The 24356-nt window shown below is 65.1% G+C and carries 20 protein-coding genes and 1 pseudogene; 9 read left to right on the top strand and 12 right to left on the bottom strand.

Features of this window, described 5'->3' with window-relative positions; genetic code table 11:
* Positions 1–220 precede the first annotated feature (220 nt).
* From N7367_RS15430 to N7367_RS15470, 9 genes are all read right to left on the bottom strand, one after another.
* A complete protein-coding gene (locus N7367_RS15430) occupies positions 221–571 on the bottom strand; it encodes a hypothetical protein (RefSeq protein WP_053520392.1) in 351 nt (116 codons plus the stop codon).
* Between the two features lie 22 nt (positions 572–593).
* Positions 594–3347, bottom strand: coding sequence for a type VI secretion system ATPase TssH (gene tssH, locus N7367_RS15435; protein WP_279942723.1), 2754 nt, complete (start codon positions 3345–3347; stop codon positions 594–596).
* Between the two features lie 66 nt (positions 3348–3413).
* On the bottom strand, positions 3414–4505 hold the full coding sequence (gene tssG, locus N7367_RS15440) for a type VI secretion system baseplate subunit TssG (RefSeq protein ID WP_053520394.1): 1092 nt from the start codon (positions 4503–4505) through the stop codon (positions 3414–3416).
* Positions 4469–6304: a type VI secretion system baseplate subunit TssF gene (tssF, locus tag N7367_RS15445; RefSeq protein ID WP_111185959.1), complete on the bottom strand. Its 1836-nt coding sequence runs from the start codon at positions 6302–6304 to the stop codon at positions 4469–4471. Before tssF ends, tssG begins: the two co-directional genes overlap by 37 nt.
* Complete coding sequence (gene tssE, locus N7367_RS15450) at positions 6304–6792, bottom strand: type VI secretion system baseplate subunit TssE (protein ID WP_180877011.1); 489 nt, start codon at positions 6790–6792, stop codon at positions 6304–6306. The genes tssF and tssE overlap by 1 nt, the downstream gene beginning before the upstream one ends.
* A 126-nt stretch (positions 6793–6918) precedes the next feature.
* Entirely contained in the window at positions 6919–7416 is a 498-nt protein-coding gene (locus N7367_RS15455) for a type VI secretion system tube protein Hcp (protein WP_006465355.1), read from the bottom strand.
* A 146-nt stretch (positions 7417–7562) separates the two neighbouring features.
* Positions 7563–9053, bottom strand: a complete 1491-nt coding sequence (gene tssC / locus N7367_RS15460) for a type VI secretion system contractile sheath large subunit (RefSeq protein ID WP_053517619.1) — start codon at positions 9051–9053, stop codon at positions 7563–7565.
* A gap of 3 nt (positions 9054–9056) precedes the next feature.
* On the bottom strand, positions 9057–9557 hold the full coding sequence (gene tssB, locus N7367_RS15465; RefSeq protein ID WP_053517620.1) for a type VI secretion system contractile sheath small subunit: 501 nt from the start codon (positions 9555–9557) through the stop codon (positions 9057–9059).
* 30 nt (positions 9558–9587) lie between these two features.
* The gene (locus N7367_RS15470) at positions 9588–10193 is read right to left on the bottom strand and encodes a tetratricopeptide repeat protein (protein ID WP_227255495.1); all 606 of its coding nucleotides are present in this window, start codon (positions 10191–10193) and stop codon (positions 9588–9590) included.
* Between the two features lie 253 nt (positions 10194–10446).
* Between N7367_RS15470 and tssJ the strand changes: the two genes are divergently transcribed.
* The 9 genes from tssJ (at position 10447) to N7367_RS15515 (ending at position 20404) form a co-directional block, all read left to right on the top strand.
* Positions 10447–11070, top strand: a complete 624-nt coding sequence (gene tssJ / locus N7367_RS15475) for a type VI secretion system lipoprotein TssJ (protein ID WP_053517622.1) — start codon at positions 10447–10449, stop codon at positions 11068–11070.
* Between the two features lie 216 nt (positions 11071–11286).
* Positions 11287–12621, top strand: a complete 1335-nt coding sequence (tssK, locus tag N7367_RS15480) for a type VI secretion system baseplate subunit TssK (protein ID WP_053517623.1) — start codon at positions 11287–11289, stop codon at positions 12619–12621.
* Complete coding sequence (icmH, locus tag N7367_RS15485; protein WP_181452092.1) at positions 12618–13412, top strand: type IVB secretion system protein IcmH/DotU; 795 nt, start codon at positions 12618–12620, stop codon at positions 13410–13412. The genes tssK and icmH overlap by 4 nt, the downstream gene beginning before the upstream one ends.
* Positions 13413–13422: 10 nt before the next feature.
* Positions 13423–16290 (top strand): type VI secretion system Vgr family protein, encoded by a 2868-nt coding sequence (locus tag N7367_RS15490; RefSeq protein WP_279942724.1) that lies wholly within the window; start codon positions 13423–13425, stop codon positions 16288–16290.
* A complete protein-coding gene (locus tag N7367_RS15495; RefSeq protein WP_197601147.1) occupies positions 16287–16799 on the top strand; it encodes a hypothetical protein in 513 nt (170 codons plus the stop codon). The genes N7367_RS15490 and N7367_RS15495 overlap by 4 nt, the downstream gene beginning before the upstream one ends.
* An 11-nt stretch (positions 16800–16810) precedes the next feature.
* Positions 16811–18691, top strand: coding sequence for a TIGR02594 family protein (locus N7367_RS15500; protein ID WP_279942725.1), 1881 nt, complete (start codon positions 16811–16813; stop codon positions 18689–18691).
* Positions 18615–19409: a hypothetical protein gene (locus tag N7367_RS15505; RefSeq protein ID WP_279942726.1), complete on the top strand. Its 795-nt coding sequence runs from the start codon at positions 18615–18617 to the stop codon at positions 19407–19409. Before N7367_RS15500 ends, N7367_RS15505 begins: the two co-directional genes overlap by 77 nt.
* The gene (locus tag N7367_RS15510; protein WP_279942727.1) at positions 19406–19975 is read left to right on the top strand and encodes a hypothetical protein; all 570 of its coding nucleotides are present in this window, start codon (positions 19406–19408) and stop codon (positions 19973–19975) included. The genes N7367_RS15505 and N7367_RS15510 overlap by 4 nt, the downstream gene beginning before the upstream one ends.
* Before the next feature lie 123 nt (positions 19976–20098).
* Positions 20099–20404 (top strand): I78 family peptidase inhibitor, encoded by a 306-nt coding sequence (locus N7367_RS15515; RefSeq protein WP_053517630.1) that lies wholly within the window; start codon positions 20099–20101, stop codon positions 20402–20404.
* Between the two features lie 117 nt (positions 20405–20521).
* On the opposite strand, the pseudogene N7367_RS15520 reads toward N7367_RS15515, so the two are convergent.
* From N7367_RS15520 to lldD, 3 genes and pseudogenes are all read right to left on the bottom strand, one after another.
* Positions 20522–21378: pseudogene (locus N7367_RS15520) on the bottom strand (hypothetical protein).
* A 139-nt stretch (positions 21379–21517) separates the two neighbouring features.
* Positions 21518–23218: a D-lactate dehydrogenase gene (gene dld / locus N7367_RS15525; RefSeq protein ID WP_279942729.1), complete on the bottom strand. Its 1701-nt coding sequence runs from the start codon at positions 23216–23218 to the stop codon at positions 21518–21520.
* A complete protein-coding gene (lldD, locus tag N7367_RS15530; RefSeq protein ID WP_065175292.1) occupies positions 23215–24354 on the bottom strand; it encodes an FMN-dependent L-lactate dehydrogenase LldD in 1140 nt (379 codons plus the stop codon). Before lldD ends, dld begins: the two co-directional genes overlap by 4 nt.
* Between the last annotated feature and the right edge of the window lie 2 nt (positions 24355–24356).

The raw sequence follows: 24356 nt of genomic DNA on the forward strand, positions 1-24356 counted from the left end.
CACCAGCACGTCGCTCCCCAGCGAGGTGTGCAGCCGCAGGAAGCGCTGTGCATGCGATGGGCCGGCCAGCGCTGCCCGCAGGTTGTTTACCAGGTCCATGGTGATTCCCCGACTTCCCGTGCTTCAAGGTGGTCTGCATGCGGCATGCGCATCGGCTTCCTCCGGTTCCCGCTTCCGCGTGGCCTGCGCCCCTCTGCGGGGCGACAGGCTCACACGATCATCAGGCGGCCTGGACGATTTCTTCCAGCTGCAGGCGGACGCCTTCGCTGATCTTCAGGCGGTAATCGCGTCCACCGGCCGTGATCTGCAGTTCGCGCACGTTGCTCACCAGCTGCGGCTTGCCCACGACCGGGGCATCCATGTGGATGCGCCAGGAACCGCGGCTGATCTGCGCGGCCACGTTGCGGGCATCCTGGCGGGCAGCGGGCACCGCGGTCTCCAGCAACTCGATCACATGTTCGGGGCGAAGCCGGTTCCAGGCACGCACACGGTCCAGCTCACGGCCAAGGCCGAGTTCCAGGCTGTCACAGTGGTTGAGAGCCGCTTCGCGGTCGAATCCATAGAATTCCATTGCCTTCTCCATTTGCTCAGTATCAAGACACTTTGTATTTGAAGTCACCCTTCTTGCCGGCGGTGACCTTGATGGCGTTGATCCGGTTCCCCTCGGCCATCGCCGCCAGCACGCTCTCGGCGATTTCCGGCAGCAAGGTTCCATTGAGGATGTGGTCAACGTTGCGGGCACCTGAGTCCACTTCGGTGCAACGCGCAAGCACGGCCTCCACCAGACTGTCGTCCCAGCTGAAGGTGGCCTTGTGGTTGGCAATGACGCGGTCGCGGATGCGACCGAGCTTGAGCGTGATGATCCGCGCAAGCACGTCATCGTTGATCGGGTAGTACGGTACGACCTTGAGGCGGCCGAGGAAGGCCGGCTTGAAGCTGCGCATCAGCACCGGGCGCAGCGCGTCGGCGAGCGCGTCGGCCGCCGGAATCTCCTCGGCCGGCTTGTTCAGGCAGGCCTGCATGATCTGCGAGGAGCCGATGTTGGAGGTCAGGATGATGAGGGTATTGCGGAAGTCGATTTCGCGGCCTTCCGCATCATCCATCACGCCCTTGTCGAACACCTGGAAGAACATCTCCAGCACGTCGGGATGGGCTTTCTCCACCTCGTCAAGCAGCACCACGCTGTACGGGTTGCGGCGCACGGCTTCGGTCAGCACGCCGCCTTCGCCGTAACCGACGTAGCCCGGCGGCGAGCCTTTCAGCCCGGACACGCTGTGCGCTTCCTGGTATTCGCTCATGTTGATGGTGATCAGCTTGCGCTCACCACCATAGAGGATGTCAGCCAACGCCAGCGCGGTCTCGGTTTTGCCGACACCGGAGGGGCCGACGAACATGAAGACACCGCGTGGCTTGTTCGGGTCTTCCAGTTTGGCCGTGGCGGTGCGCACGCGCTGGGCGATCGCATCCAGCGCGTGGTCCTGTCCGATCACGCGCTCGACCAGCAGGTTTCCGAGCGTGCGCACGGTACGGATCTCGTCCTTGACCATGCGGCCCAGCGGCACACCGGTCCATGCCGACACGATCTCCGCGACCACGGTTCCGTCAACCTGCAGCGGGACCATCGGCGTCTCGCCCTGCAGCTCGCGCAGCTCGGCCTGCAGTCGCGCCAGTTCAGCATGCTGCGGCGACAGTTCCGGCTTGGCCTTGCCGCGCTTGGCGGCTGGCTTGGCCACGGCGACGTCGCCCTCACCGTCATCGCTGGGCGCTTCGCCATCGGCCGCCTGGGCCTGGCCCTGCTCCATCTGCTGGCGCAGCGCGGCAATGCGGTTTGCCAGTTCGCGCTCGCGGGTGAGGCGCTCTTCATTGCTGGCCAGCACCGCCTGCGCCTCCGCCTGCTGGGCATGCAGCTCGTCCAGGCGCTCGCTGTGCTGTGCGCTGCCGCCTGCGGTTTCGCGCTGCAGCGCGCTGATTTCCGCCTGCAGGCGATCCAGGTGCTTGCGGGTGTCTTCGATGATCGCAGGCGTGGCGCTCTGTCCAAGTGCGACCTTCGCGCAGGCGGTATCGAGCACGCTGACAGCCTTGTCCGGCAGCTGGCGGCCACTGATGTAACGGTGCGACAGACGCACGGCTTCGGTCACCGCTTCGTCCAGAACGCGGATGTTGAAGTGCGACTCCATCAACCCGACCATGCCGCGCAGCATCGCTGCGGCCAGCACTTCACTGGGCTCTTCAACCTTGACCACCTGGAAGCGGCGGGCCAGCGCCGCGTCCTTCTCGAAGTACTTCTTGTACTCGCTCCAGGTGGTCGCCGCGATCGTGCGCAGCTCACCGCGGGCCAGCGCCGGCTTGAGCAGGTTCGCCGCATCGTTCTGGCCGGCGGTTCCACCGGCGCCGATCATCGTATGCGCTTCATCGATGAACAGGATGATCGGATGCGGGCTCTTCTTGACCTCGTCGATCACGTTCTTCAGGCGGTTCTCGAACTCGCCCTTGACGCTGGCGCCGGCCTGCAGCAGCCCCATGTCCAGCGTGTGCAGCTCGACACCCTGCAGCACCTCCGGCACATCCTTGTCGGCAATGCGCCGGGCGAGCCCTTCGACCACGGCGGTCTTGCCCACGCCGGCTTCGCCGGTGAGGATCGGGTTGTTCTGGCGGCGACGCATCAGGATGTCGATCACCTGGCGGATCTCGCCATCACGGCCGATCACCGGATCGATCTTGCCCTCGCGGGCGCGCTGGGTCAGGTTGGTGGTGAACTGGTCCAGCGCCGGCGTCTTGGACAACCCACCCTTGGCCTCGCCGGATACGGCTTCCTCGCCCTCACCGCCCTCGTCCTTCGCCGAGGCATCGGCGAAGCGGACGGTCTGCACCGCCTCCTGCGAGCCCTCGGTGAGCTTGGCGAAGTCGTGCTTGAGCTCTTCGCGCTTGAAACGCACGAACAGCTTCGAGCCACGGTAGGCCAACTGCGCCAGGTCCGGCTCGGTCAGCAGCGCCAGCAGCAGATGGCCGCTACGAATGCGGGTGGTTTCCGAGTCCAGCGAGGCGATCAGCCAGGCGTGCTCGAACAGCTTGGGAATGTGCTGGGAGAACACCGGCGTGCGGCCGTTGCCGGTCTTGAACTGACTGATCTCATCGTTGAGATCACGCTCCAGCGATTCCGGCAGGATGCCGCTGCGACGGGCGATCAACACGAAATCGCTCTTCGGCTGCTCGAGCAGGGCCAGGAACAGGTGCTCCAGGTCCACCTCATAGTTGCCGCGCGCCATGCACAGGTTCGCGGCCCGCTCGGCCGCCTGGCGGCAGGTGTCGTCCAGCTTGCTGATCAGGGTCTTGAGGTTGATGCTCATGCGGAAACACGCACTCCTTGCTGGAACCGTTCGAGGACCGCAGGCACGGACGCCTGCGGCGGGTTGTCATTGCAGCGTGTGGATGCCATAGGTGGTGTCCTCACGCGATGTGGTCTGCGCCTGGGTGCACATGTAGCTGTCCCAGCCCAGCCGAGCGCCGCCGCCGCTGCCGAGGGCGCTGCCCTGCACATCCTCGGCGCGCAGCACCAGCCGCACTTCGTACTCGAGAACGCCGCCGGTCAACAACGACAACCACTTGGACAGGGCTTCGGCCGCACTGCCACCCGGCAGGAAGGCGTCGAACTGATCGCGCCGCAGCGGCCCGATGCGCAGTCGCATGCGCAGGTCTCGCTGCCAGACGCGATCGCCAGCCAGGGCACTCGCCCCCAGCACCGCATTGGCCTGGCCCAGCCGCGTTGCCTGACCGGCGGGCACCCGGTACCACGCGCCGACAAACTGCTCCAGGTGCAACGGCACCTGGAAATAGTCCGACAGGATGCGCTGCATCAGCACGGCCGATACGGGGCGCTGGCGCACGGCACCGGCGTAATAGGCAACGGCCTGATCGAAGATCTCGCCCTCGCCCTCGTGCAGGCGATCGCGCAGCTCGCTCATGCCCATGCCGAGCAGCGAGAGCACCAGCGGCAGGAAGCGCTCGCGGCGATCCAGTTCGTACTGCAGCGCCAGCCGATGCTTCTTCCACGCCGCGTAATGCAGCGATACGGCGCGTGTGGAGAAGATGTCCAGGAACGCGCGCGCGGTGCGGTCGCGCTGGTACAACTCGCGCAGCTGCAGGGTCTCGGTGTAATGCAGCGGCAATGCGCCAGCGGTGCCCAGCAGGCCCATGAACTGCGGGGTCAGGTGGACCTCGGCCAGTTCCTCGCCGTGCAGCGCCTGCTCGATGGCCTCGCGCCCCTCCAGCCGCTCGCCCTTCAGCGAGTAGACCTCACCCTCCGCGGACAGCTCGGTGGCCGGGAAGCCCAGCGACAGCGAGTTGCGGAAGCGCACGCGCATCGGCACGGCCTGGCCGGGCTTGACGCCTTGCCGCTGGAACACCTGCTCAAGCAACCGCACCGCCTGGAAGAACTGGAAGCGGTGGGGCTCGGTGAGCAGCTGCTGGGCTACGCCAGGATCGATTCGCCGCTGCGCGCTGGGCATCGGACGATCTCCTCCCCGCTGTCGCCGGAAACCAGCACCAGACGGGTAAAGCTGTTGGCATGCACGTAAAGTGCGAAGAAGTGGTCCATCACCTGGGCAAAGGCGGCCACACCGGTACCCACGAAGTGGGCTTCATTGATCGTCAGGCGGATCTCCAGGCCACGCACCACCGAAGCGAACTGGCGACCGTGCATCCAGGTGGTGGTCGGGGTCTGCTGCAGCTCGAGGATGCCGTCGATCTGGCGAGCGGAAACATTGCTGCCGGACAGGTCGTACAGGCGCAGCATCTCCTTCAGTGCTGGCAGGCCGCTGGCGGTCAGTGACAGCTGGTTCAACGACAGGTGCGAGATCAGGCGCCACTGCGCATTGCGGCCATGGCGGAAACGCAGCGGTTTGGTCGGCTTGCGCAGCAGGCTGATCGCCCTGGCCGGGCTGCCGCCCTCGATGTTCAGGTCACCACCGGCCACACCGAACGCGAGCTGGTTGGGCAGATCGCGGTTGCTGCAGGTCAGCTCCAGGCTGACCGTGTCGGTCTGCGGAAGTACCGGATTGAATGACAGGTCGACGAAGCTGATCTCCGTCTCGAATCCGGGACTCTGCCGTGCGACATCCTCATCACGACGTGCCACCCAGTACTGACCGGTCCGCTCCGGATCTTCACCGTGATGCAGCGAGTAGAACGGACGGAAGGCCTGGATCAGTTCGCCCTGCGGTGTCTGCCGGATGCGGTGCACCGAGTCGATCGAGTGCACCTCGTAGGCGAAGGCGCGACGCGCGTCGGCCAGCACCGGATAGTTGACCGTGCGATGGGTGACGCGGATCGGCTCGCCACTGGTCCTGAACAGGTTGACGATGGGGGTGCAGCCCAGGCGCACGTTGTGCGTTCCCAGCTCCTCCAGCACCATCGTGTTGCCCCGGTCCTGGCCCTGCGCATGCAGCACCAGGTGAAGCGTGAAACGACGACTGGCGCCGGCGGTCACTGTGGGCAGGTGCAGATCGACGAATCCGAACTTCTCCGGATAGGCGAACAGCTCGGTCAGCAGCCGGTACGCCGGATGCGAGCGCGCCGGGAAGTCGATCAGCGCCTCATCCTCGGCAAAGCCCACCGGGCTCAGCGGGACCTTTTCCAGGCGTCGCCAGCGGCCATCGCCATCGGATTCGACATAGGCCGCCTTTACCCCGAGCATCAGCGCATCGCGCAGAGCGGCCCGCACCGACGGCTCGCCATCCAGGAACAGGCGAAGCTGATCGGTGCCCAGCTGGCCGAAGCCGAGCTGATCGGACAGCAACTGGAAGCCCAGCGAGATCTGGCCGCCGGTGCCCGCCGGCAGCGTCGTGGCCATCGGTGCATCGGCGACACTGCGGTAGACCACCTGCTGTACCCCGATCGGTGCCAGGACCACGTCGTAGGCGGTGCGGAAATCACACGGAACGCCACGCACGGGGCGGCTCTGCAGGGCGGTACCGCGGGGTACGCGCACCGGCGCGCTCAGTTTGGAGGCTACCCCTTCCATGTCGAAGTGGGCGATCGAGCACGACGGGAACGGGCGCAGGTAATGTGGATAGAGCACATCCAGCAGCGCGTCGGTGAACTCGGGATAGTCGTCCTCGATGCGCTTGGAAACGCGGGCACTGAGCAGCGCGAACGCTTCGATCAGCCGCTCGACATGCGGGTCCTGGCTGCCCTCCGCGGACAGTTGCAGGCGGCCGGCAATCTTCGGGTAACGCTCGGCGAACTCGCGTCCGTAACGACGGAGATAGGCCAGTTCGCGTTCGTAATAAGGAAGCAGGTCCTGCATCAGCCGGCCTGCGTGCGACGTGCGCGGGTGACCTGGTACTGCAGGGTCGAGGGCTGCAGCATCGCGTCGAAGCTGACCGGCTCGCGCGCCGGTTCCAGATCCAGCAGCGCATGGATGGTGAAGTGCAGGCCGCCGGCAAACTGATTGCCGGCGTCCAGGTGCACGTTGACGTTGCGGAGCCGGCGCTCGTGTCGCGCCACGGCCTGCTCCAGGGAGCGGCAGATGGCGGCGCGATCATAGGCGTTGGCCAGGCTCATCGCGGAGAAATCGGCCAGCCCGTAGGTCAGCAGCGACTGCCGGCAGTTGGGGAACTCCTTCATGTCGCCTTCCTGGAACGCGGCGCGCGAATTCAGCAGCCCTTCCAGGTCACGGGCAATGGATTCCTTGTACTGCTCCAGCGAGACGGACTTGAATACCGGCCCGGCGCCCGGCTGCTTGGGGGCGTCGTCGAACAGTTTTTCCAGCAGGCTGGGTTCGAGTCCCTTCATTGGTCGATCCACTCAGGTTCGGCATCCGTGCGGGCGGCAGCGGTGCGGCAGAGACAGGGCCGTTCCTGGCCCTGCCCGACGATCAGACTGCGATGGCGCACGAGGCGCCATCGCAGTGACACAACATCACACGGTGTAGTTCGGGATGTTCTTGGTTGCGCTCCACTGCGCCACGGTCTTGCCACCAACGCCGCCTTCCGGCTTCTGCTGCTGGTAAGTCCACTTGATGGCGCCGAAGCTCAGCTGAACAACTTCCTGCGGCATGCCTTCCTTGTCCACCGTCGTGGTGACGCGGTGGACCAGCACGTTCAGCAGCTCGACCGTGTAGTAATTGATCGCGTTGCCGTCCTTGTCGGCGCGCATGAACTGGATCTGCGCCTTCGGGAAGGTGGTGCCGTTGGAGGCGGCCTGGTTCAGGGCCGTGGAGGCGAGGTCGATCGACTTGGTGATTTCGATCGGGGACAGGTTCACGCGGGCAGCGGTGGTGCCGCCGGAGGTCGACGCGGTGGCCGAACGCGGCTGCAACAGGTCCTGCGAGAACGACTGGATTTCAATCCAGTCCTTGTGCTTGTCGTCGTGCGACTCGCCCTTGATGGTGTCAATCGAGAGGAAAGCGTGCTGCATATCTGGTCTCCTAAATTCCGTTCTTCCGTGAGATTTGATGTGCCAGGCGGGGGCCTGGCGGTTAAGGGGGGCTGCGCCCTCTTGAAATAAGCGTCACTGCAATCCGGGGAGCGGACTCCCCTGGACGCTTCAGTTACAGCAAACCGTTACGACTTTTTCGCGGACGCCGGCAGTTCGGCGACCAGACGCAACGAAACAGACAGCTCATCGAGCTGGAAATGCGGCCTGATGAAGGCCACCGCGCGGTAGACACCAGGCTTGCCCGGCACCTCCGAAACCTGCACAGATGCCTCGCGCAACGGGAACTGGGCCTTGGCTTCCTGCGATGCGTTGTCGTCCAGCAGCACGTACTGGGCGATCCATCGGTTCAGGAATTCCTCGACGTTGCCCGCCGATGCGAAGCTGCCGATCTTCTCGCGCATCATCGCCTTGAGGTAATGGGCGATGCGCGACACCGCGAAAATGTACTGCAGCTGGGCAGACAGGATCGCGTTGGCGTTGGCCGAATCGGTGTTGTACTTCTTCGGCTTCTGTGCCGACTGTGCGCCGAAGAACGCGGCGTAGTCGGTGTTCTTGCAGTGCACCAGCGGCATGAAGCCGAGGTCACTGAGTTCCTTTTCACGACGGTCGGTGATGGCCACTTCCGTCGGGCACTTCAGCGCGACTTCGCCATCATCGGTGCGGAAGGTATGGGTCGGCAGGTCCTCGACCAGGCCGCCACCTTCCACGCCACGGATTGCCGCGCACCAGCCGAAGTTCTCGAAGGCCTGGGTCAGGCGCGCACCCATCGCATAGGCGGTGTTGCACCACAGGAACTTGCTGTGGTCGGCCGCTTCGATCTCCTCGACGAAGTTGAAGCCTTCGACGGTGGTGCCATCCTTCGGGTTGTACGGCAGACGGCCGAGGAAGCGCGGCATGGTCAGACCGACATAGCGGCTGTCCTCACTCTCGCGGAACGACTTCCACTTCGCGTACTCGACCGTGTCGAACACCTTGGCCAGGTCGCGCGGCTTGCCCAGATCGGTGAAGGTTTCCAGGCCGAACATGCCTTCACTCGCTGCCGAAATGAACGGCGCGTGCGCGGCGGCAGCCACGTGCGACATCTGCTCGATGAAGTACATGTCCTCCGGCTGGCGGCCGAGGAAGTAGTCGCCGATCAGTGCGCCGAACGGCGCGCCACCGAAGGTGCCGAACTCTTCTTCGTAGACCTTCTTGAACAGCGCGCTCTGGTCGAAGTCGATGGCCGACTTGAAATCCTTGACCAGATCCTTCTGCGGCGAATTGAAGACCTTGATCTTCATGTTCGGGCCGGTGGAGGTCTGCTGGCACAGGTAATGCAGGCCTCGCCAGCTGCCTTCCAGCTTCTGGAACGGTTCGGCATGCATGACGGCGCTGAGCTGCTCGGAGATGATCCGGTCGATCTCGGCGATGCGCGCATCGAGGGTGAGGTTGAGGTTGTCGGAGACGACCACGGTGCCGTCCAGGACTTCCTTCGCCAGCGCGGCGATGATGTCCTTGGCGCGGTCATGCTCGGTCTTCGACTTGGCGACCTTGCTCTTCTCGACGATCTGGTCGAGCAGGCCGACGTCTTCGGCAACGGCGGCCTGCGTGGCCAACGGGCTGGCTTCGGCTGACATCGGTCAGTCCTCCTTGGTCACGCCGAGCTTCTTCAGCTGCTCGGTATTGTTGAGCACATCGGTCAGCAGGTCTTCCAGCTTCTCGTTGCCGGCCAGCTTGTTTCGCAGGTCGGCGAGCTTGGTGCGCGACTCGAGCAGGCGCCGCAAGGGCTCGATCTGCTGGACCACCGCCTCGGGACGGAAGTCATCGATGGAGTTGAACTTCAGCTCGACGCCGAATTCGCCGCCTTCGTCGCTGATCTTGTTCGGCACGCGATAGACCGCACGCGGGGCGATGCCTTCCATCACTTCGTCGAAGTTGTCCATGTCGACGCTGACGAACTTGCGATCCTTGACCTTGGGCAGCGGCTGCTCCGGGTTGCCGCTGAAATCGCCCATCACGCCGACCACGAACGGCAGTTCCTTCTGCTCGATCGCGTCACCCTTCTCGACATCGTAGGTGAGCTGGACGCGCGGCGGGCGGATCTTCTGCAGCCGCTTCTGGATGCTTTCCTTCTTGGCCATGTGTGTCTCCTGACTGGGGCCGGGTCCGGATCAGTTGCCGATGTTCTGGAACGGATCGGAGTTGTTCGAGCGGGCAGCAGGCTTGGCCGGCTGTGCAGCGGGCTGTGCGGCAGCGGCGGGCGCGGCGGCACGGCCGGCACGGGCGCGGCTGCGCGGCTTCGGCTTGGGCGCCGGATCGAGAATGGCATCACCCATGGTGTTGCGCAGGGTGGTAGCCAGGGTCTGCGCTTCCTTGCGGGCAGTATCGGAAGCCAGCGCGCCGCGCCCCTGCAGGCGGGTCAGCGACTGGTTGGCAATGCGGAAACCGGCCACCGTGATCACGCCATCGGCGACCAGATCGCTGGGATCGCGCTGCAGCACTTCCTCGGCAGCCACAATGGCGCGGGCATACTGGCCCTGGTCGAACTGCAGCTGAGCGATGCGCACCCACGGCTCCTTGCGCGTCGGATCGGCCTTCGCCGCTTCCTCGAATGCGCTGATGGCGGCATCCGCGCCACCGGTGGTGACCTGTGCTTCGGCATTGCTCAGCGTCGTTTCGAACGGCACGACCTCGGCCTTCTTCGGTGCCGATGAGCAGGCCGCCAGGCCCGACAGCAACATCAGCGCGAACATCGGCCGGTAGACAGCCTTCCCCATTGCCTTCACTTCCATAGTGATCCCTCGTCGAAATTAGTTCCTAAAGGAAGCCGAATCGCCGCCGATACACCGCACGGGATTCCTGCCCCTGTCGGCGGCAGTGTACATTCGCGAATACGCATCGGTATAGTGAATTTCGTCAAGAATGTGGCGGTTTTGATAGACACATTCTTCACATTCCAATGTGATATCCGCGAGCGAAATCCGTTGCATACGTGACTTTCACCCCGCCCTTCGAGCCCGCCGACTCCAGATGAATGCGCAACTCTCCTCATTTCGCCGCGTGATATCCGTCACGATTTTCTCCTTCATTGTTTCGGGTTCCCTTGCCGGTTGCGCCAGCGACAGCAAGCTCGGGAAAGCGATGGACAAGACGCTGCAGGCCGTCGGCATCCGCGAGGAAAAGCCGAAAGCGCCACCGACCGTCCCATTGCGCCTGTATGCCGGCACCAACCTCAATGCCGGCAACGACAAGCGGGCGAGCGCGGCGGTGGTCAAGGTCTACCACCTGCGCAGCCTGCAACGGTTCGAACAGGCGCCCTTCAACGCATTCCTGGACCAGGCCGGAGAGCAGGCCGCCCTCGGTGCCGACCTGCTGTCGGTCAATGAGGTGGTGCTGACCCCCGGGGCCCGGCAGGAATTGTCCGAGCAGCTGAGTGAAGGAAGTGCAGTGCTGGGCGTGGTCGCCCTGTTCCGCGCCCCCGCCGAGAACCGCTGGCGGCTCGCGTTCGACACCAAGGGCAAGACCCTGCCGCAGGACGGTGTGACCATCGGTGTCCACGCCTGTGCCCTGACCAGCGACAGCAAGGCCCTGCTCACACGACTTTCCGGCGATCCGGGCAGTCTTGCCTCGATCCGCTGTGCAGGCGCGAAATAGGACCGCGTCGGAATTCTGGCACTCAAATTGCCGCGATGCGATAGTATCTTCCGCGCAACGTTTGCCCCGCCGCAATCAATGTGCGATGTGATTCACATTTTCACATTGCAAAGGCAGGGCCTTCGCCGCAGCGGAACGCGAGGACGGCGGAACCGGCCCCCAAGGGGCAACCTTTCAAGGTATTTCCAAGGATTGAATGTGGCTTATGTAAGCAGGATGTCGAAGGTTCTCTGGGGTGAAGGCCTGTTCCTGCGGCCCCAGCATTTCCAGCGCCAGGACGCATATCACGAGGCACGGCTGCAGGATCTTTCGCAGACGCTGCACCCGTACGCGTGGGGCGCGCGCCGCGTGCGTTTCGACCCCCATGCGTTGTCCGGCGGCACGTTGAGGCCGCTCGATCTGTCGGCGGTGTTCCCCGATGGCGAAACCTACGATGCCCCCGCCCACGACAGCCTGCCGGACGCGGTGTCGCTGCAGGATCTGCCGCCTGGCGTGCAGTCCACGGTGATCTACCTGGCACTTCCGCTGCTGCGCGATGACGGCGCCAACTGCACCGATGCGGAAGGCACGGTGCTTGCGCGCTATCGGCAGGCCAACCGCGATACGCAGGACCTGTTCACCGATGCGGTGGAGGCCGAACTGGCCTACCTGAGCAAGGCAGTGAAGCTGCTTACCGACGACCAGCCCCGTGATGCCTATGCCACCGTGCCGGTGGCGCGTGTGCGCCGCACCTCCAGCGGCGGCTTCGAGCTGGACGATGAGTTCATCCCGCCCTGCGCGCAGCTGCAGGCCTCGCCGTTCCTGCATCGTGAACTGCGTGCGGTGCTCGATGCGCTGCAGGCCAAGGTCGATGCGCTGTACGGGCTGCATCGGCAGACGTCGCAGAACATCATCGAATTCCGCTCGGGCGACATCGCGTCGTTCTGGCTGCTGCATACGATCAACAGTTCCTTCAGCGCGCTGGCCCATCTGCTGCATCATCCGCAGCTGCATCCCGAGCGCCTGCACCAGGAACTGCTGCGCATGGCGGGCGCACTGCTGACCTTCTCCAACGCCTACCAGCTGGGCGACCTGCCGGTGTACCGCCACGACCAGCCGGAAGCTTCGTTCCGCAAGCTGCTGGAGATCGTGCGGGCACTGCTGGATACGGTGATCTCCACGCGCTACTTCAAGATCGCGCTGAACGAGGTCAAGCCGTCCTACCACCTCGGTCGGCTGGACTCGCAGCGGATCGACGGGAACGCCTCGTTCTACCTGTCCGTCTCCGCCTCGCTGCCGGCGCAGGAGCTGATCCAGAGCGTCCCGGTGCGCTTCAAGGTCGGCGCGCCGGACGACGTCGAGAAGTGCGTGCTGTCCGCACTGCCAGGCGTGAAGCTTACCCACGCCGCGCAGGTGCCGGCAGCGATCCCGGTGCGCCCGGGCAGCCATTACTTCGAATTTGATTCGCGCGGTGCGCTGTATGAGCGCATGCTCAAGGCGCAGTCGGTGATGATCTATGTGCCGGCCGGCATTGCCGAGCTGAAGATGGAACTTGTGGCGGTGACCTCATGATGAATTCCCCCCTGCCCCCGACCCCGGGCCCGATGCCGTCGCTGACCGCCAATGGCGCGATGGTCAATCCGACGCCGCAGGCGGCCAATCCGCAGAGCCTGCAGGATCTGATGTCCGACGGCTTCTACCTGCTGCTTCTGCTCAAGCGTGGCCAGTTGCCGCACGACGCAGAGGGCTTCGTGCAGACGGTGCAGAAGTTCCTCGATGGCGTCGAACGCAACGCGATGCGGCTTGGCGTGGCGTCCGAAGATGTCTACGCCGCCAAGTACGCGTTCTGCGCCGCGGTGGATGAGGCGATCCTGTCGCAGCCGTCGCCGCTGCACGAAACCTGGGAACGCAATCCGCTGCAGTTGCGCCTGTTCGGCGAGCACCTCGCCGGCGAGCACTTCTTCGACCGGCTGGAAGAACTGCGCCGCCAGGGCGCGGCGCGCCTGCCGTCGCTGGAGGTCTATCACTACTGCCTTCTGATGGGCTTCGAGGGCAAGTACCGTATCGAAGGCACCGAGAAGCTGGGCTATCTGACCGCGCGCCTGGGTGACGAGATCGTCTACCTGAAGGGCAAGCGCCACGGCTTCGCCCCGCACGCGCTGCCGCCCGACAACGTGCGCCATGGCCTGCGCCGGGTCGTGCCGCTGTGGCTGCCGGCCGTGGTTGTCGGCTGCTTCGGCATCGTCGCGTTCTTCGGCATGCGCGCCTACCTGGGACACGAAACCCGTCAGCAGCTGGCCGCCTACAACGACGTGGTGCAGATGCCTGAGCGCACCGCCCACATTACGATCACCCTCCCATGAGCCTGACGATATGGACATCTCGCGCTCCACGCTGCTTGCTTCCCTCGCCTCGCTGTCGCATCGGGATCGCCTGATCCAGCTCAAGGGCCCCGACGAGGGCCTTGTGGTCGAGCGGTTTGAAGGCACCGAATCGGTGTGCGGTGACAACCGCCTGCAGATCGACTGCCTGGCCACCGATGCGTTCCTGGAACTGGAACCGTGGCTGGAGCAGCCGCTGACCCTGCAGCTGCGCCAGGCCGATGGCGCGCTGCGGCAGTGGCACGGGCTGTGCACCGAGGCGGCGCAGCTGGGAAGCGACGGCGGGCTGGCCCGCTACCGGCTCACCCTCGAACCCTGGACCGCCCTGCTGCGCCTTCGCCGCAACGCAGTGATTTTCCAGGACCAGGACACCCGCGCGATCTGCGAGCAGATCTTCGCCGACTACCCGCAGGCCGCCTTCCGCTTCGACGTTCAGGCCCAGTTGCCGGCGCGCGCGATCACCACCCAGTACCGCGAGACCGACTGGGCCTTCGTCACCCGCCTGCTGTCCGAGGCCGGCCTGGCCTGGCGCATCGAGCAGGTGCAGGACGGCGACGCCGCCCACACCCTGGTGGTGTTCGAGCCCGGCGCCGAACTGCCCGATGTGGGCCGCGTGCGTTTCCATCGCGCCGACATGGCCGAGAGCAGCGATGGCATCACTGCCTTCGCCGAACGCCAGCAGCTGGTGCCCAACGCCAGTACCGTCGCCAGCTGGCACAGCGAACAGGTCAACGCCGTGGCGGCGCAGTCCAGTGCCGATGCCGGCACCCTGCCCGCGCTGGAGGTCTATGTGCAGCCGCGTGCTGGTCGCTTCGCCCAGCCCGCCTGGGCCGACGCCGAAGCGCAGGCGCGGCTGGACGCACTGCGCGTTGGCCAGGTGCTGTACAGCGGCAGCGGCAGCGAGCGCCAGCTGGCCGCAGGCAGCACCTTCAGCCTGGCCCAGCATCCGCAGCATGAGGGCCAGTGCTTCCAGCTGCTGGCCGTGCAGCATGTCGCCGTCAACAATCTGGACCAGGGCATCGCCGAGCTGCTCGGCAGTACCGATCTGGAGCGCGGCGCCTACCGCAACGCCTTCCTCGCCACCGGCGCCGGAGTGCCGCTGCGCGCCCTGCCGCAGGACCGCCCCACCCTGCATGGCCCGCAGACCGCACGCGTGGTGGGTGTGGCCAATGCGGCCGTCAGCCCGAACCGCGAACACCAGGTGCGCATCCAGTTCGGCTGGCAGCGCGGCAGCCAGCCCAATCCGGGCGGTCTGACCGACACCGGCAGCGCCCAGACCGGCCATGCGCCCGGCGACCACACCAGCGGCAGCTGGGTGTCGGTGGCCGAATGGGTGGCCGGCCCGAACTGGGGCACGGCCTTCCTGCCGCGCATCGGCAGCGAAGTGCTGGTGGAATTCCTGCACGGTGACATCGACCAGCCGCGCGTCACCGGCCAGCTCTACAACGGTGAGGTCGCCCCACCCTTCGGCGGCGGCATCGATGAGAACGCGTGCCATCCCGGCGTACTCAGCGGCCTGCACACCCAGGCCCATGACGGCAGCGGCACCCAGCAATGGGTGATCGATGACACGCCGGGCCAGCTGCGTACGCGCCTGCACAGCTCGCTGGCCGACAGCCGGCTGGAGCTGGGCTACCTGATCGCGCACCAGAACACCGCCCGTGGCGCCCTGCGCGGCGAGGGCTTCGAGCTGGCCACGCAGGGCTGGGGCAATGTGCATGCCGCTGAAGGCCTGCTGCTGTCCGCCAGCGCGCAGGAGCGGGCTGCCTCAACGGTCATGGACAACGCCAGCGTAGTGGCGCAGCTCAAGGGCGCCGAGCGCAGCTTGGAGCAGATGCAGCAGACCCTGGCCCAGCAGCAGGTGCCCGGATTGACCGAGTTCGAGCGCACGAAGCAGCTGCGCGAGCAGATCGATCCGCAGGCACAGGGACGCTACGAAGGCGAGGTCAACGGACAAAGCGCGATGAAGCCGGGCGGCGATGGCCGCAGCCCGGGCGACCAGCCGGTGGAGCGTCTGGCCAAGCCGCTGCTGCTGGCCGAAGCACCGCACCACATTGCCTGGACCACGCCAGCCAGCGCGGTGGCCTACGCCGGGCAGAACCTGCAGATGACGGTGCAGCAGGATCTGCACATCAGCGCAGGCGAGACCATCGCCACGGTGTCCGGCGAGCACGTCTCACTGTTCGCGCAGAGCGGCCCGCTGCGGGTGATCGCCGCCCAGGGCCCGGTCAGCCTGCAGGCCAACGATGGCGAACTGGAGCTGCTGAGCGACCAGGCACTGACCATCACCGCCACCGATGACCGCATCGATGTGCTGGCGCAGAGCAAAGTGGTGCTGCAGGCCGGCAGCAGCGCGATCACCCTGGAAGGCGGCAACATCACGTTCAGCTGCCCGGGCGAGTTCAAGGTGAAGGCGGGCGAGCATCCGTTCATGGGGGGGGGAAGTGATGCGCCGTCCATGCCGGTACTTCCCAGTGGGCTGTACTCGTTCAAGGAAAGCCTGCGCTTCGCGCTGGAAGGCGCCGATGTACTGGCCACGGAAATGGGGTGGAAGGACAAGGCCTACCGCATCTTCAACAACGAAGGCGAACAGGTCGCCAGCGGAACCATCGGTGAGGACGGTCGGTTGCCCCGCGTGATGGCCGATGGCCTGGGTCGGCCGCTGACCTTGGAGGTTGGCGATGACACCTGGGAAATGTTGGTGTCGGCGCCGGGCCGCCCACCCGAGAATGACGGCGACACACCCGACAGCGACGGCAGCGACCCCTTCCTCGGGAACCTGGACGCGGCCGATGCGACCGGCGCCCTGACGTCCGAACAGATCCTGGAACTGCTCAACGAACCCCCGTCATCAACATGATCATCCGACACTTCCTGCTGCTGCTCGCATTGTGCATGGGCCCCTCCGCCAATGCGCAGCAGTATTCGACCGGCAGCACTGACATCAAGACCGCTCAAGGTACGTTGCGCGTGAATTCCGGGTATGTCAGTCATTCCAATGCCCACAGTTTCCATGTTTACAGCTTCCAGTACCGTCCGATTGCCAACGAAGCCGTGTGGAACCAGCTTCCGCTGCTCCCACGCAACGATGCGCCGCCGGTGGATTTCCTCGTAAAGGCGACGGCCACGGCTGACTTCCCGCTCCGCGATGCGCGTGTGCGGGTCGAGGCGGGCAAGGTGGTCCTCTACATCGCTGAGTTGGCCTTCAAGGACACGCCATACGACGACGACGCTGCCGTCGAGCTGAAACGCTACCTTCTCAAGCAGCAGCCCGACGAGGAGCGCTGGGTACTGGTGCTCGATTCCACCCGCCGTCTGCCCCAGGGCGTTGATGTCGCACAGGCCCTGAGCACGCTGACGCCCCGATAGGACGACACGGAATGCCTACCTACATCAGCGCGGTTTTCAACAAGGATACGCGCACTGTGGAGTTCACCGCCGACAACGGTGACAAGCTCATCCGCAGTGGCGGCTCGCTGGCTTGGCTGCTCAACAACCCCGGCAACCTGCGTCCAGGCGGAAAGTACGCCAAGATGATCGGCCAGGCCGATACGAAGAGCGGCAAGTTCGCCATTTTTCCTACGGCCGAGGATGGCCGCGCCGAGAAGCGCGCACTGCTGCGCCGCAAGTACAACGACATGACGTTGTACAACGCCATGCATACCTATGCGCCGGAATCGGAAAACGACACAGCGGCCTATCTGGCATACGTGCGCAAGCGATCTGGTGCCACCGACCAGACGGTCATCAAGGACATGACCGATGAGCAGTTCAACGGCATGATCGCTGCGATGGAGCAATATGAGGGCTTCAATGCAAAGCCTGAGACACGCAAGGAACGGATCGTGCACGCCACGCAGGTCACCTTGTCTGACGGCGCCCGACCGATGCCGGCAACGCCCGTGATCGTGCGTAGCAGCAATACGGGCGAGAAGAAGGTCACCACCAATGAGCACGGGGCGCTGCCGACATTCATCACCCGCCAGCCAGGAGAAGTGATAGAGCTCTTCCTTGAGGAATCAGGCAAGATTGGAAGCCGAATCGGCCAGTTTGCGCTTCAGCAGGCCTCAGCGTCCCTGGTATTTGCGCGCAACATGATGACGGTCGGCGGGAATTCGCAACCACACACTCCAACGCAGCCCAGCAAGGAGAAGCGCACACCGCTGCGCTACGTGGTGCAGCCAGGCGACACTCTCGCCTCGATCGCCAGCAGGTTCAAGACCTCAGTTGACGATCTGGTGAGCAACAACCATATCCGCAACCGCAACCGCATCTATCCCGGTCATGTGGTTTGGATCTACGGAAAGGCGCCGGCTGACGCAGCCAACGACGGCGCCCCGGCGACTCCAACAAGGTCACGTCAAGCCAGCTACAGCGTTCGCTCCGGCGACACGCTGAGCCGAATTGCAGACCGCCATCACACCAGCGTCGATGCGCTGATGGCCGCCAATCCGTCGATCAGCAATGCCAATCGAATCAACCCTGGCCAGAAAATCACGCTGCCTGTTGGGGTCGAAGCCGTGCCCCCGTCAGCGGCCGGGTCTTCCGGGCGAGCGGGCAACAGCGGGAATCCGCAAACGTCTGATCGGCCCTCGCTGGTGAAGCCTCCGCCGGAAACACCTGCTGCTGTGCGGCCGCCGGCGTCAGTACAGGCACGGGATACCCGAAGTCGCGAGGGCGAAGGCCACCCAATCGCAATCATTCCGTTTTCGCAGAAGCGCGCACCTTGGATGGAGCACGCCTATGCACAGGCGCGCAAATGGGCGGGCAAGAAAGAGGCTGAGATCAGCCGCACCATCAACTTCCATTCCGAACTCGGCTACGGGAAGCAGTTCACTACGCTGGCCGGAAGCTCCAACGCTTGGTGCGCATCGTTCGTGAACTGGTGCCTTCGCACGGCCGGATACGCCATATCATCTCCACACCCGTACCGTGCGCGTTCGTTCGCCGCCGACACCACGCGCTTCAGCCAGATCGACGAACCGGTGTTCGGCGCGGTAGCCCTGGTCGGTACGTCGCACGTAGGGTTCGTCTACGCCATGGACCGCGGTCGACCTGTGCTGCTGGGTGGCAACCAGAGCGACCAGATCAATTTTGTCCGCTTCAACCCTGCAACGCTGCGTTACTACGTGCCGAAAAGCTATCTGCCATTCGCGCAGAAGGAACTCAAGGAAACCAAACTCGATGAACTGGCAGCCACGGACCTCAACGCGGCGCTCGGCATTGTCGTGGCCAAAAAGGCTGGCGACAATACGCGCTGATCAGCTGCGACTTGCCGTGCTGGCCGTGCTTGCACTCGGTGCAGTCGGCTGCGGTGCGCCGTCCTCACCGGTTGCAGATGCAGCAGACGATGCCGCAACGAATGCACACGCACTTCCCGGGCAGGTTGAGGCCGTGCCCGCTGGTCGACTGGAGCTGTTGCCCGCCCTGGCAGATGCGGAACTGAAAGACCTCTACTCGGGCACGCTGCTGAAGCAAGTGGTGTTCAATGACATCGACGGGCCGGGCCTGCTGCTTCTTTCGCGCAGCGAGCAGACAGTGCCGGCGCAGGGCGATGAAGAGGCGATGGATCAGATCACGTTGCGTGCGGAGCTGTTCCGGCGCGCCGGACAAGCGGCTCCTTGGGCCTCGCGGTGGAGCGTGGAAGATCCGGTTCAATGCGAAGGTCTGGATCTGGAGGCCGGCTACTTCCTGGACCAGGTGACTGCAACGGACCTGGACAAGGATGGCCGCGCCGAGTTGACACTGGCCAGCCACAGCTTCTGCGGTGGCGGCGTCGATCCGCAGCAGCTGCGCATTGGCCTTCGCCAGGGCGAGCAGTATTACGAAGTACGTGGTGAATCGCTGGTGGAGGTGGAAGGCGATGAACCCTTCGGCGGCGACCGGCAGGACGATCCTGCGCTGGCTTCGGCTGCGCCCGTACTGCGCGCCCACATAGACAAGGTGTGGGAGGCGATCAAGCGCGGAAGTTCACCGTGACGTCGTCACGATGCCAGCGCCTGCATCAGGCTCTCCTGCTGCTGGCGCTCTCCGCTGCCGCGGACGTCGCCATCGCGCGCACTCCGCCGTCCGGCTCGCTGCAACGCGCGTGTGCAAGCGCCATCGATGACAGGATCGAACTGGTACCGGTGGAGGGGAAGCGCGTCAGTGCATGTCCACCGGGGAATGACGAGGACTGCCCATACAGCGGTCAGCAGGGAAAGACCTTCTTGAACGACACGCCCGATCTCAACAACGACGGGCGCGAGGACGCGATCCTCACCTACTTCGGCAGCAGCTACGGCGATGTCGATGTCACCGATAGACTTATCCTTGCCCAGTGTGCGGATGGAACGTATATCCGTCTGTTGGAGGGCAGGTTCACGACATTGACGGCCCCTGTCGCGCCGCATGCTGCCTGGCCAGCACTGGACGCGACACGGGACTGCCCGACTGGGCAGAATGGCACCATCCGTACCGGGAAGATCCAGCTGCAGTTCGACCCGGCGACGATGCGCTATCGCGGTCCAGCCGGCATTGACCTGATCCAGGTCTGCAGTGAATAGCGACAGATGCGGCGCAGACCTCGTCAGCGCCAGTGCTCCCGAGCCCCCTCCTTTGATCCAACGCATGCCGTCGCCACGGGCAGGGTGCTATGGTGGCGCCACCATCTCGCAGGAGCGCCGCTCATGACCCGTTTCCGTTCCGTCGGCCTTGCACTGGCCGCAGTCGCCACGCCGATGCTGCTCGCCGCCTGTGTGAGTACGCCCGGGCCGGAGGTGAAGGGCACCGGCCGCTGCGACGCCAGCCAGCTTGGCTGGGCAATCGGCCAGCCGGGCAATGAGGAGAACATGCGTCGTCTGTCGCGTGAGAGCGGTGCCGGCCTGGTCAACCCGATCGGCCCGACCACGATTACCACAAAGGATATCCGTCCAGATCGCCTGCGCGTCTACATGGACAAGGACAACATCATCACCGCAGCCCGCTGCGAGTAACCACCGCCGCGGGCTTCTGTAGAGCCGAGCCCACGCTCGGCTGCTGTTCAGTGGCAGTCGAGCGTGGGCTCGGCTCTACACAGAACGCGCGTCGGGCACGGGCCGGTGTGACAGGGCTCAGGGTTCGGTATAACCGGCACAATCCGGCAGTGGCTGGTCGGGGTGAAAACGGCCCTCACTGAAACGGAAAAGACGCGAATAGCTGCACGCCGGGTCCTGCTCGGTGCGCAGGTCCTTCGTCTTCAACGGCCCCTTCGCCAGCGAATCCTCGAAACGCGATGCACCTGCGGGGAAGCGGGTCGCCACCGTCTGGTAACGAAGCACCGGCATGCCCTGCACGGCCGGATCCAGCCCCAGCTTTGCCGAGAAGCCATACTCATCGTGGCAGGCACCGGCACGCTGCCTGATGTCCTGCTCGCTGAAGCAGGCACGGATCATCGCGTTGCCCACCCACGGCACGGTCAGCACATCATCGTCCACCTGGATGCCATCCTGCAGGTGGCGCACGCGTGCCAGCTGCAGCGTCGATGCGTCTGCACCACCGCCGGAGTACATCATGCTGAAGGTGACCGTGGCGCCTACCAGTACGTTCTGGCGGGCACGCTGCTGCGGGTCAATCACGTCCTCATCCGCGCCGACACCGGGTGCCAGGCGTACGATCCACGGCCACAGCTTCAGTTCGCTTTCCTGCGGCACGTCAATGCGGACGTGGTAGCTGTGCGGCTTGCCCTGGCCCGGCACCTTCTCAAGCACTTCCAGCACGGTGGGCCGCTTCCCCTCTTCGGCCACCGGTTGCACGCGTACGCACCAGTTGCCGTCCCGGGTGCACTCATAAAGTCCTGCCGGGCCTGCCTCCTGGGTGATCAGCACCTGCCCCAGCGGCTCCATCACATTGCCGGCGGCATCGCGCTGCTGTGGCAGGATCGAGCCTGCGCCAACACCAGCAGCGGAGCGGCCAGTAGTGCAGCGCACACGGACGTGCGGGCAACGAGGGGGGGGCATGGGCGGCTCCTGCGGTTGGGATTCCGATGGTAACCGTTGCCCTTGTAGAGTCGAGCCATGCTCGACTGCTCCCTGCCGGGAAGAGCAGCCGAGCACGGGCTCGGGTCTACATCATCCGCAGTCGCAGCCACCCCAGCCCTTGGCCTTCGAAGTCTGCCCGATGCCCGGGTTGAAGGTGTTGCTCGGGTCCAACTGTCGGTAGAACCCAGCCAGCGCCGGCTTGGCCGGGTACAGGTGACCGACGTTGTGCTCGGCCGGATACTCGGCCCCGCGCCGGTCGAGCAGTGCCCACATCGCGTGCTCGATCGCCATCGGATCTTCGCCCTTGCGTGCAATGTAGTCCTGGTGGAACACGTGGCACAGGAAGTGGCCGTAGTACAGTTTGTGCAGCAGGCGACTTTCGATGGCGGCGGGCAGCTGCTCGAACCAGTCTGCGTCGTCGCGACGCAATGCGATGTCGAGCGCGACGATGTCCTGCACCTGTTGACGATGCACCTCGCGATAGCGCACGGCAGCACCGGCCACGGCAAAACGATGCAGGAAGGCCTTGCGCCCTTCTTCGGCCGTGCAGTGGAAATAGCCGCCTTCGTGCTCGGCGAAGAATTGCTGCAACCAGGCCTCGGTCTCCGCTGCATCCTGTGCGGAAACCTTCAGCAGCAGATGATGCTCGTAACGCTGCCGGAACTCGCCCATGCGCTGGGGCAGGTGCGAGGGCAGCAGGCCGGTCAGCACCTGCATCACCCGATCAGTGACGCCGCGCAGGCCCAACCGCTCGAACCAGCCGTCAACCCTGCTCTTCAGTGCGAATGCCGCAGGCACCCGTGCGGTGCCGAGCCGGTCGATCAGCAGGAATGTGTCCTTTCCATAGCGCTCGCCGATATCGTAGGCGTCTCGGTGGATGTACTCACCGGCGATCGGCAGGCGATCAAAGCCGGTCAGCAGTTGGCGGCGGATGGCGGTGAAACTCCCGGTACGGTTGCTGCCGATGTAGAAGACCTCGGCGGGCTCCTTCTCAAACGTATCCAGGCGCACCGCGAACACCGCCAGTTTGCCGGCTGAACCCGCCGCTTCGTAGTGACGACCGGGATCGGCATTGAAGCGCGCCGGTGTATCGGCATCGACCCTGCGCACCTCGTCGGCGTAGCGCGGGTCGGACGCGGAACGGCCGTCGCCGTCGCTGACATCGGCGGCATCGTAGTCACCGGCCTGCAAGCGCTGCAGGATCTGCTCGGGCGTATCGCCCAGCGCGATGCCCAGGTGGTTGACCAGCTGCAACCGGCCCTGCGCATCAACCTGCGCATATAGCGCCAGCTCAGTATAGGCGGGGCCACGCCGCACCAGCGCACCGCCGGAGTTGTTGCAGATGCCGCCCAGCACCGAGGCGCCGATGCAGGACGAGCCGATCACCGAATGCGGCTCGCGCCCCAGCGGCGCCAGCGTCTGCTCCAGCCGGTCCAGGGTGGCGCCCGGCAGACACACCACCTGGTGGCCCTCGTTCAACAACTGGATGCCGGTCAGGCGCAGGGTGCTGACCAGCACGACCGGGCGCCCATAATCATTGCCATCCGGGGTCGAGCCGCCGGTCAGGCCGGTATTGGCGGCCTGCAGGATGATCGCTGCCCCACCCTGCACCGCCGCCTGCAGCACACGCCACAATTCCAGCAACGTGCCCGGACGCACCACGGCCAGCACCGCGCCGTCGCCGAAGCGATAGCCCCGGCGGAAGCGGCGGGTCGCCTTGTCGCGGGTCAGCACATGGCGGCTGCCGACAGCAGCACGCAGCTGCGACAGCATGGCCCCGTGGCCAGTCATGGCAGCCGCACCAGTGAATCTCGGCCGATGTCGGTAATGCGGTGTGCGCCGGTCAGCGTCATCGCCACGCGCATCTCCCTGGCGATCAGGTCCAGCAGGTTGGCCACGCCGGCCTCACCCTGCGCCGCGAGCGCATAGACGAAGGCCCGCCCCAGCAGCACGGTGTCAGCGCCCAGCGCCAGCATGCGCACCACGTCCAGTCCGGTGCGGATGCCGGAATCGGCGAGGATCTTCAGGTCGCCCTGTACCGCGTCAGCGATGGCCGGCAGCGCGCGTGCGGTGGACAGCACACCATCGAGCTGGCGCCCCCCGTGATTGGAGACCACGATGCCGTCGGCACCGAATGCAACCGCGTCGCGTGCGTCTTCCGGGTCGAGGATGCCCTTGATCACCATCGGTCCCTTCCAGAACTCGCGGATCCACTCCAGGTCCTTCCACGAAATGGATGGATCGAAGTTGCTGCCCAGCCAGCCGATATAGTCCTCCAGCCCGGTGGGGTTGCCGCGATAGGTGGAGATGTTGCCGAGATCGTGCGGACGTCCGAACAGACCCACGTCCCAGGCCCAGCGCGGATGGGTGATGGCCTGGCCGATGCGGCGCAGCGGAGCATTCGGACCGCTCATGCCGGAGTGCGCGTCTCGATAGCGCGCACCCGGTACCGGCATGTCCACGGTGAATACCAGCGTCGTAACCCCCGCCGCCTGGGCGCGCTCCAGGGCGTTGCGCATGAAGCCGCGATCGCGCAGCACGTACAGCTGGAACCACATCGACCGCTGGATCGCCGGGGCCACTTCCTCGATCGGGCACACCGACACGGTGGACAGGGTGAACGGAATGCCGCGGCTGTCAGCCGCCCGCGCCGCCTGCACTTCACCGCGGCGTGCATACATGCCGGTGAGGCCGACCGGTGCCAGTGCCACCGGCATCGCGAGCGTCTCGCCGAACAGCTCGGTCTCCAGGCTCAGGTCGGACATGTTGCGCAGGATGCGCTGGCGCAGCGCGATGTCGGACAGATCCGAAACGTTGCGCTTCAGCGTGTGCTCGGCATACGCGCCGCCATCGATGTAGTGGAACAGGAACGGCGGCAGCCGGCGTTCGGCAGCAGCACGGTAATCGGTGGAGGCGGAGATGATCATGG

This window comes from Stenotrophomonas sp. GD04145, from assembly GCF_029835135.1.
GTDB lineage: Bacteria > Pseudomonadota > Gammaproteobacteria > Xanthomonadales > Xanthomonadaceae > Stenotrophomonas > Stenotrophomonas maltophilia_P.

What these genes read in the sequence shown, in the direction of transcription:
- N7367_RS15430 (WP_053520392.1), bottom strand. Translation starts at nt 571, where the DNA reads ATGGAATTCTATGGATTCGACCGCGAAGCGGCTCTCAACCACTGTGAC.
- tssH (WP_279942723.1), bottom strand. Translation starts at nt 3,347, where the DNA reads ATGAGCATCAACCTCAAGACCCTGATCAGCAAGCTGGACGACACCTGC.
- tssG (WP_053520394.1), bottom strand. Translation starts at nt 4,505, where the DNA reads ATGCCCAGCGCGCAGCGGCGAATCGATCCTGGCGTAGCCCAGCAGCTG.
- tssF (WP_111185959.1), bottom strand. Translation starts at nt 6,304, where the DNA reads ATGCAGGACCTGCTTCCTTATTACGAACGCGAACTGGCCTATCTCCGT.
- tssE (WP_180877011.1), bottom strand. Translation starts at nt 6,792, where the DNA reads ATGAAGGGACTCGAACCCAGCCTGCTGGAAAAACTGTTCGACGACGCC.
- N7367_RS15455 (WP_006465355.1), bottom strand. Translation starts at nt 7,416, where the DNA reads ATGCAGCACGCTTTCCTCTCGATTGACACCATCAAGGGCGAGTCGCAC.
- tssC (WP_053517619.1), bottom strand. Translation starts at nt 9,053, where the DNA reads ATGTCAGCCGAAGCCAGCCCGTTGGCCACGCAGGCCGCCGTTGCCGAA.
- tssB (WP_053517620.1), bottom strand. Translation starts at nt 9,557, where the DNA reads ATGGCCAAGAAGGAAAGCATCCAGAAGCGGCTGCAGAAGATCCGCCCG.
- N7367_RS15470 (WP_227255495.1), bottom strand. Translation starts at nt 10,193, where the DNA reads ATGGGGAAGGCTGTCTACCGGCCGATGTTCGCGCTGATGTTGCTGTCG.
- tssJ (WP_053517622.1), top strand. Translation starts at nt 10,447, where the DNA reads ATGAATGCGCAACTCTCCTCATTTCGCCGCGTGATATCCGTCACGATT.
- tssK (WP_053517623.1), top strand. Translation starts at nt 11,287, where the DNA reads ATGTCGAAGGTTCTCTGGGGTGAAGGCCTGTTCCTGCGGCCCCAGCAT.
- icmH (WP_181452092.1), top strand. Translation starts at nt 12,618, where the DNA reads ATGATGAATTCCCCCCTGCCCCCGACCCCGGGCCCGATGCCGTCGCTG.
- N7367_RS15490 (WP_279942724.1), top strand. Translation starts at nt 13,423, where the DNA reads ATGGACATCTCGCGCTCCACGCTGCTTGCTTCCCTCGCCTCGCTGTCG.
- N7367_RS15495 (WP_197601147.1), top strand. Translation starts at nt 16,287, where the DNA reads ATGATCATCCGACACTTCCTGCTGCTGCTCGCATTGTGCATGGGCCCC.
- N7367_RS15500 (WP_279942725.1), top strand. Translation starts at nt 16,811, where the DNA reads ATGCCTACCTACATCAGCGCGGTTTTCAACAAGGATACGCGCACTGTG.
- N7367_RS15505 (WP_279942726.1), top strand. Translation starts at nt 18,615, where the DNA reads ATGAACTGGCAGCCACGGACCTCAACGCGGCGCTCGGCATTGTCGTGG.
- N7367_RS15515 (WP_053517630.1), top strand. Translation starts at nt 20,099, where the DNA reads ATGACCCGTTTCCGTTCCGTCGGCCTTGCACTGGCCGCAGTCGCCACG.
- dld (WP_279942729.1), bottom strand. Translation starts at nt 23,218, where the DNA reads ATGACTGGCCACGGGGCCATGCTGTCGCAGCTGCGTGCTGCTGTCGGC.
- lldD (WP_065175292.1), bottom strand. Translation starts at nt 24,354, where the DNA reads ATGATCATCTCCGCCTCCACCGATTACCGTGCTGCTGCCGAACGCCGG.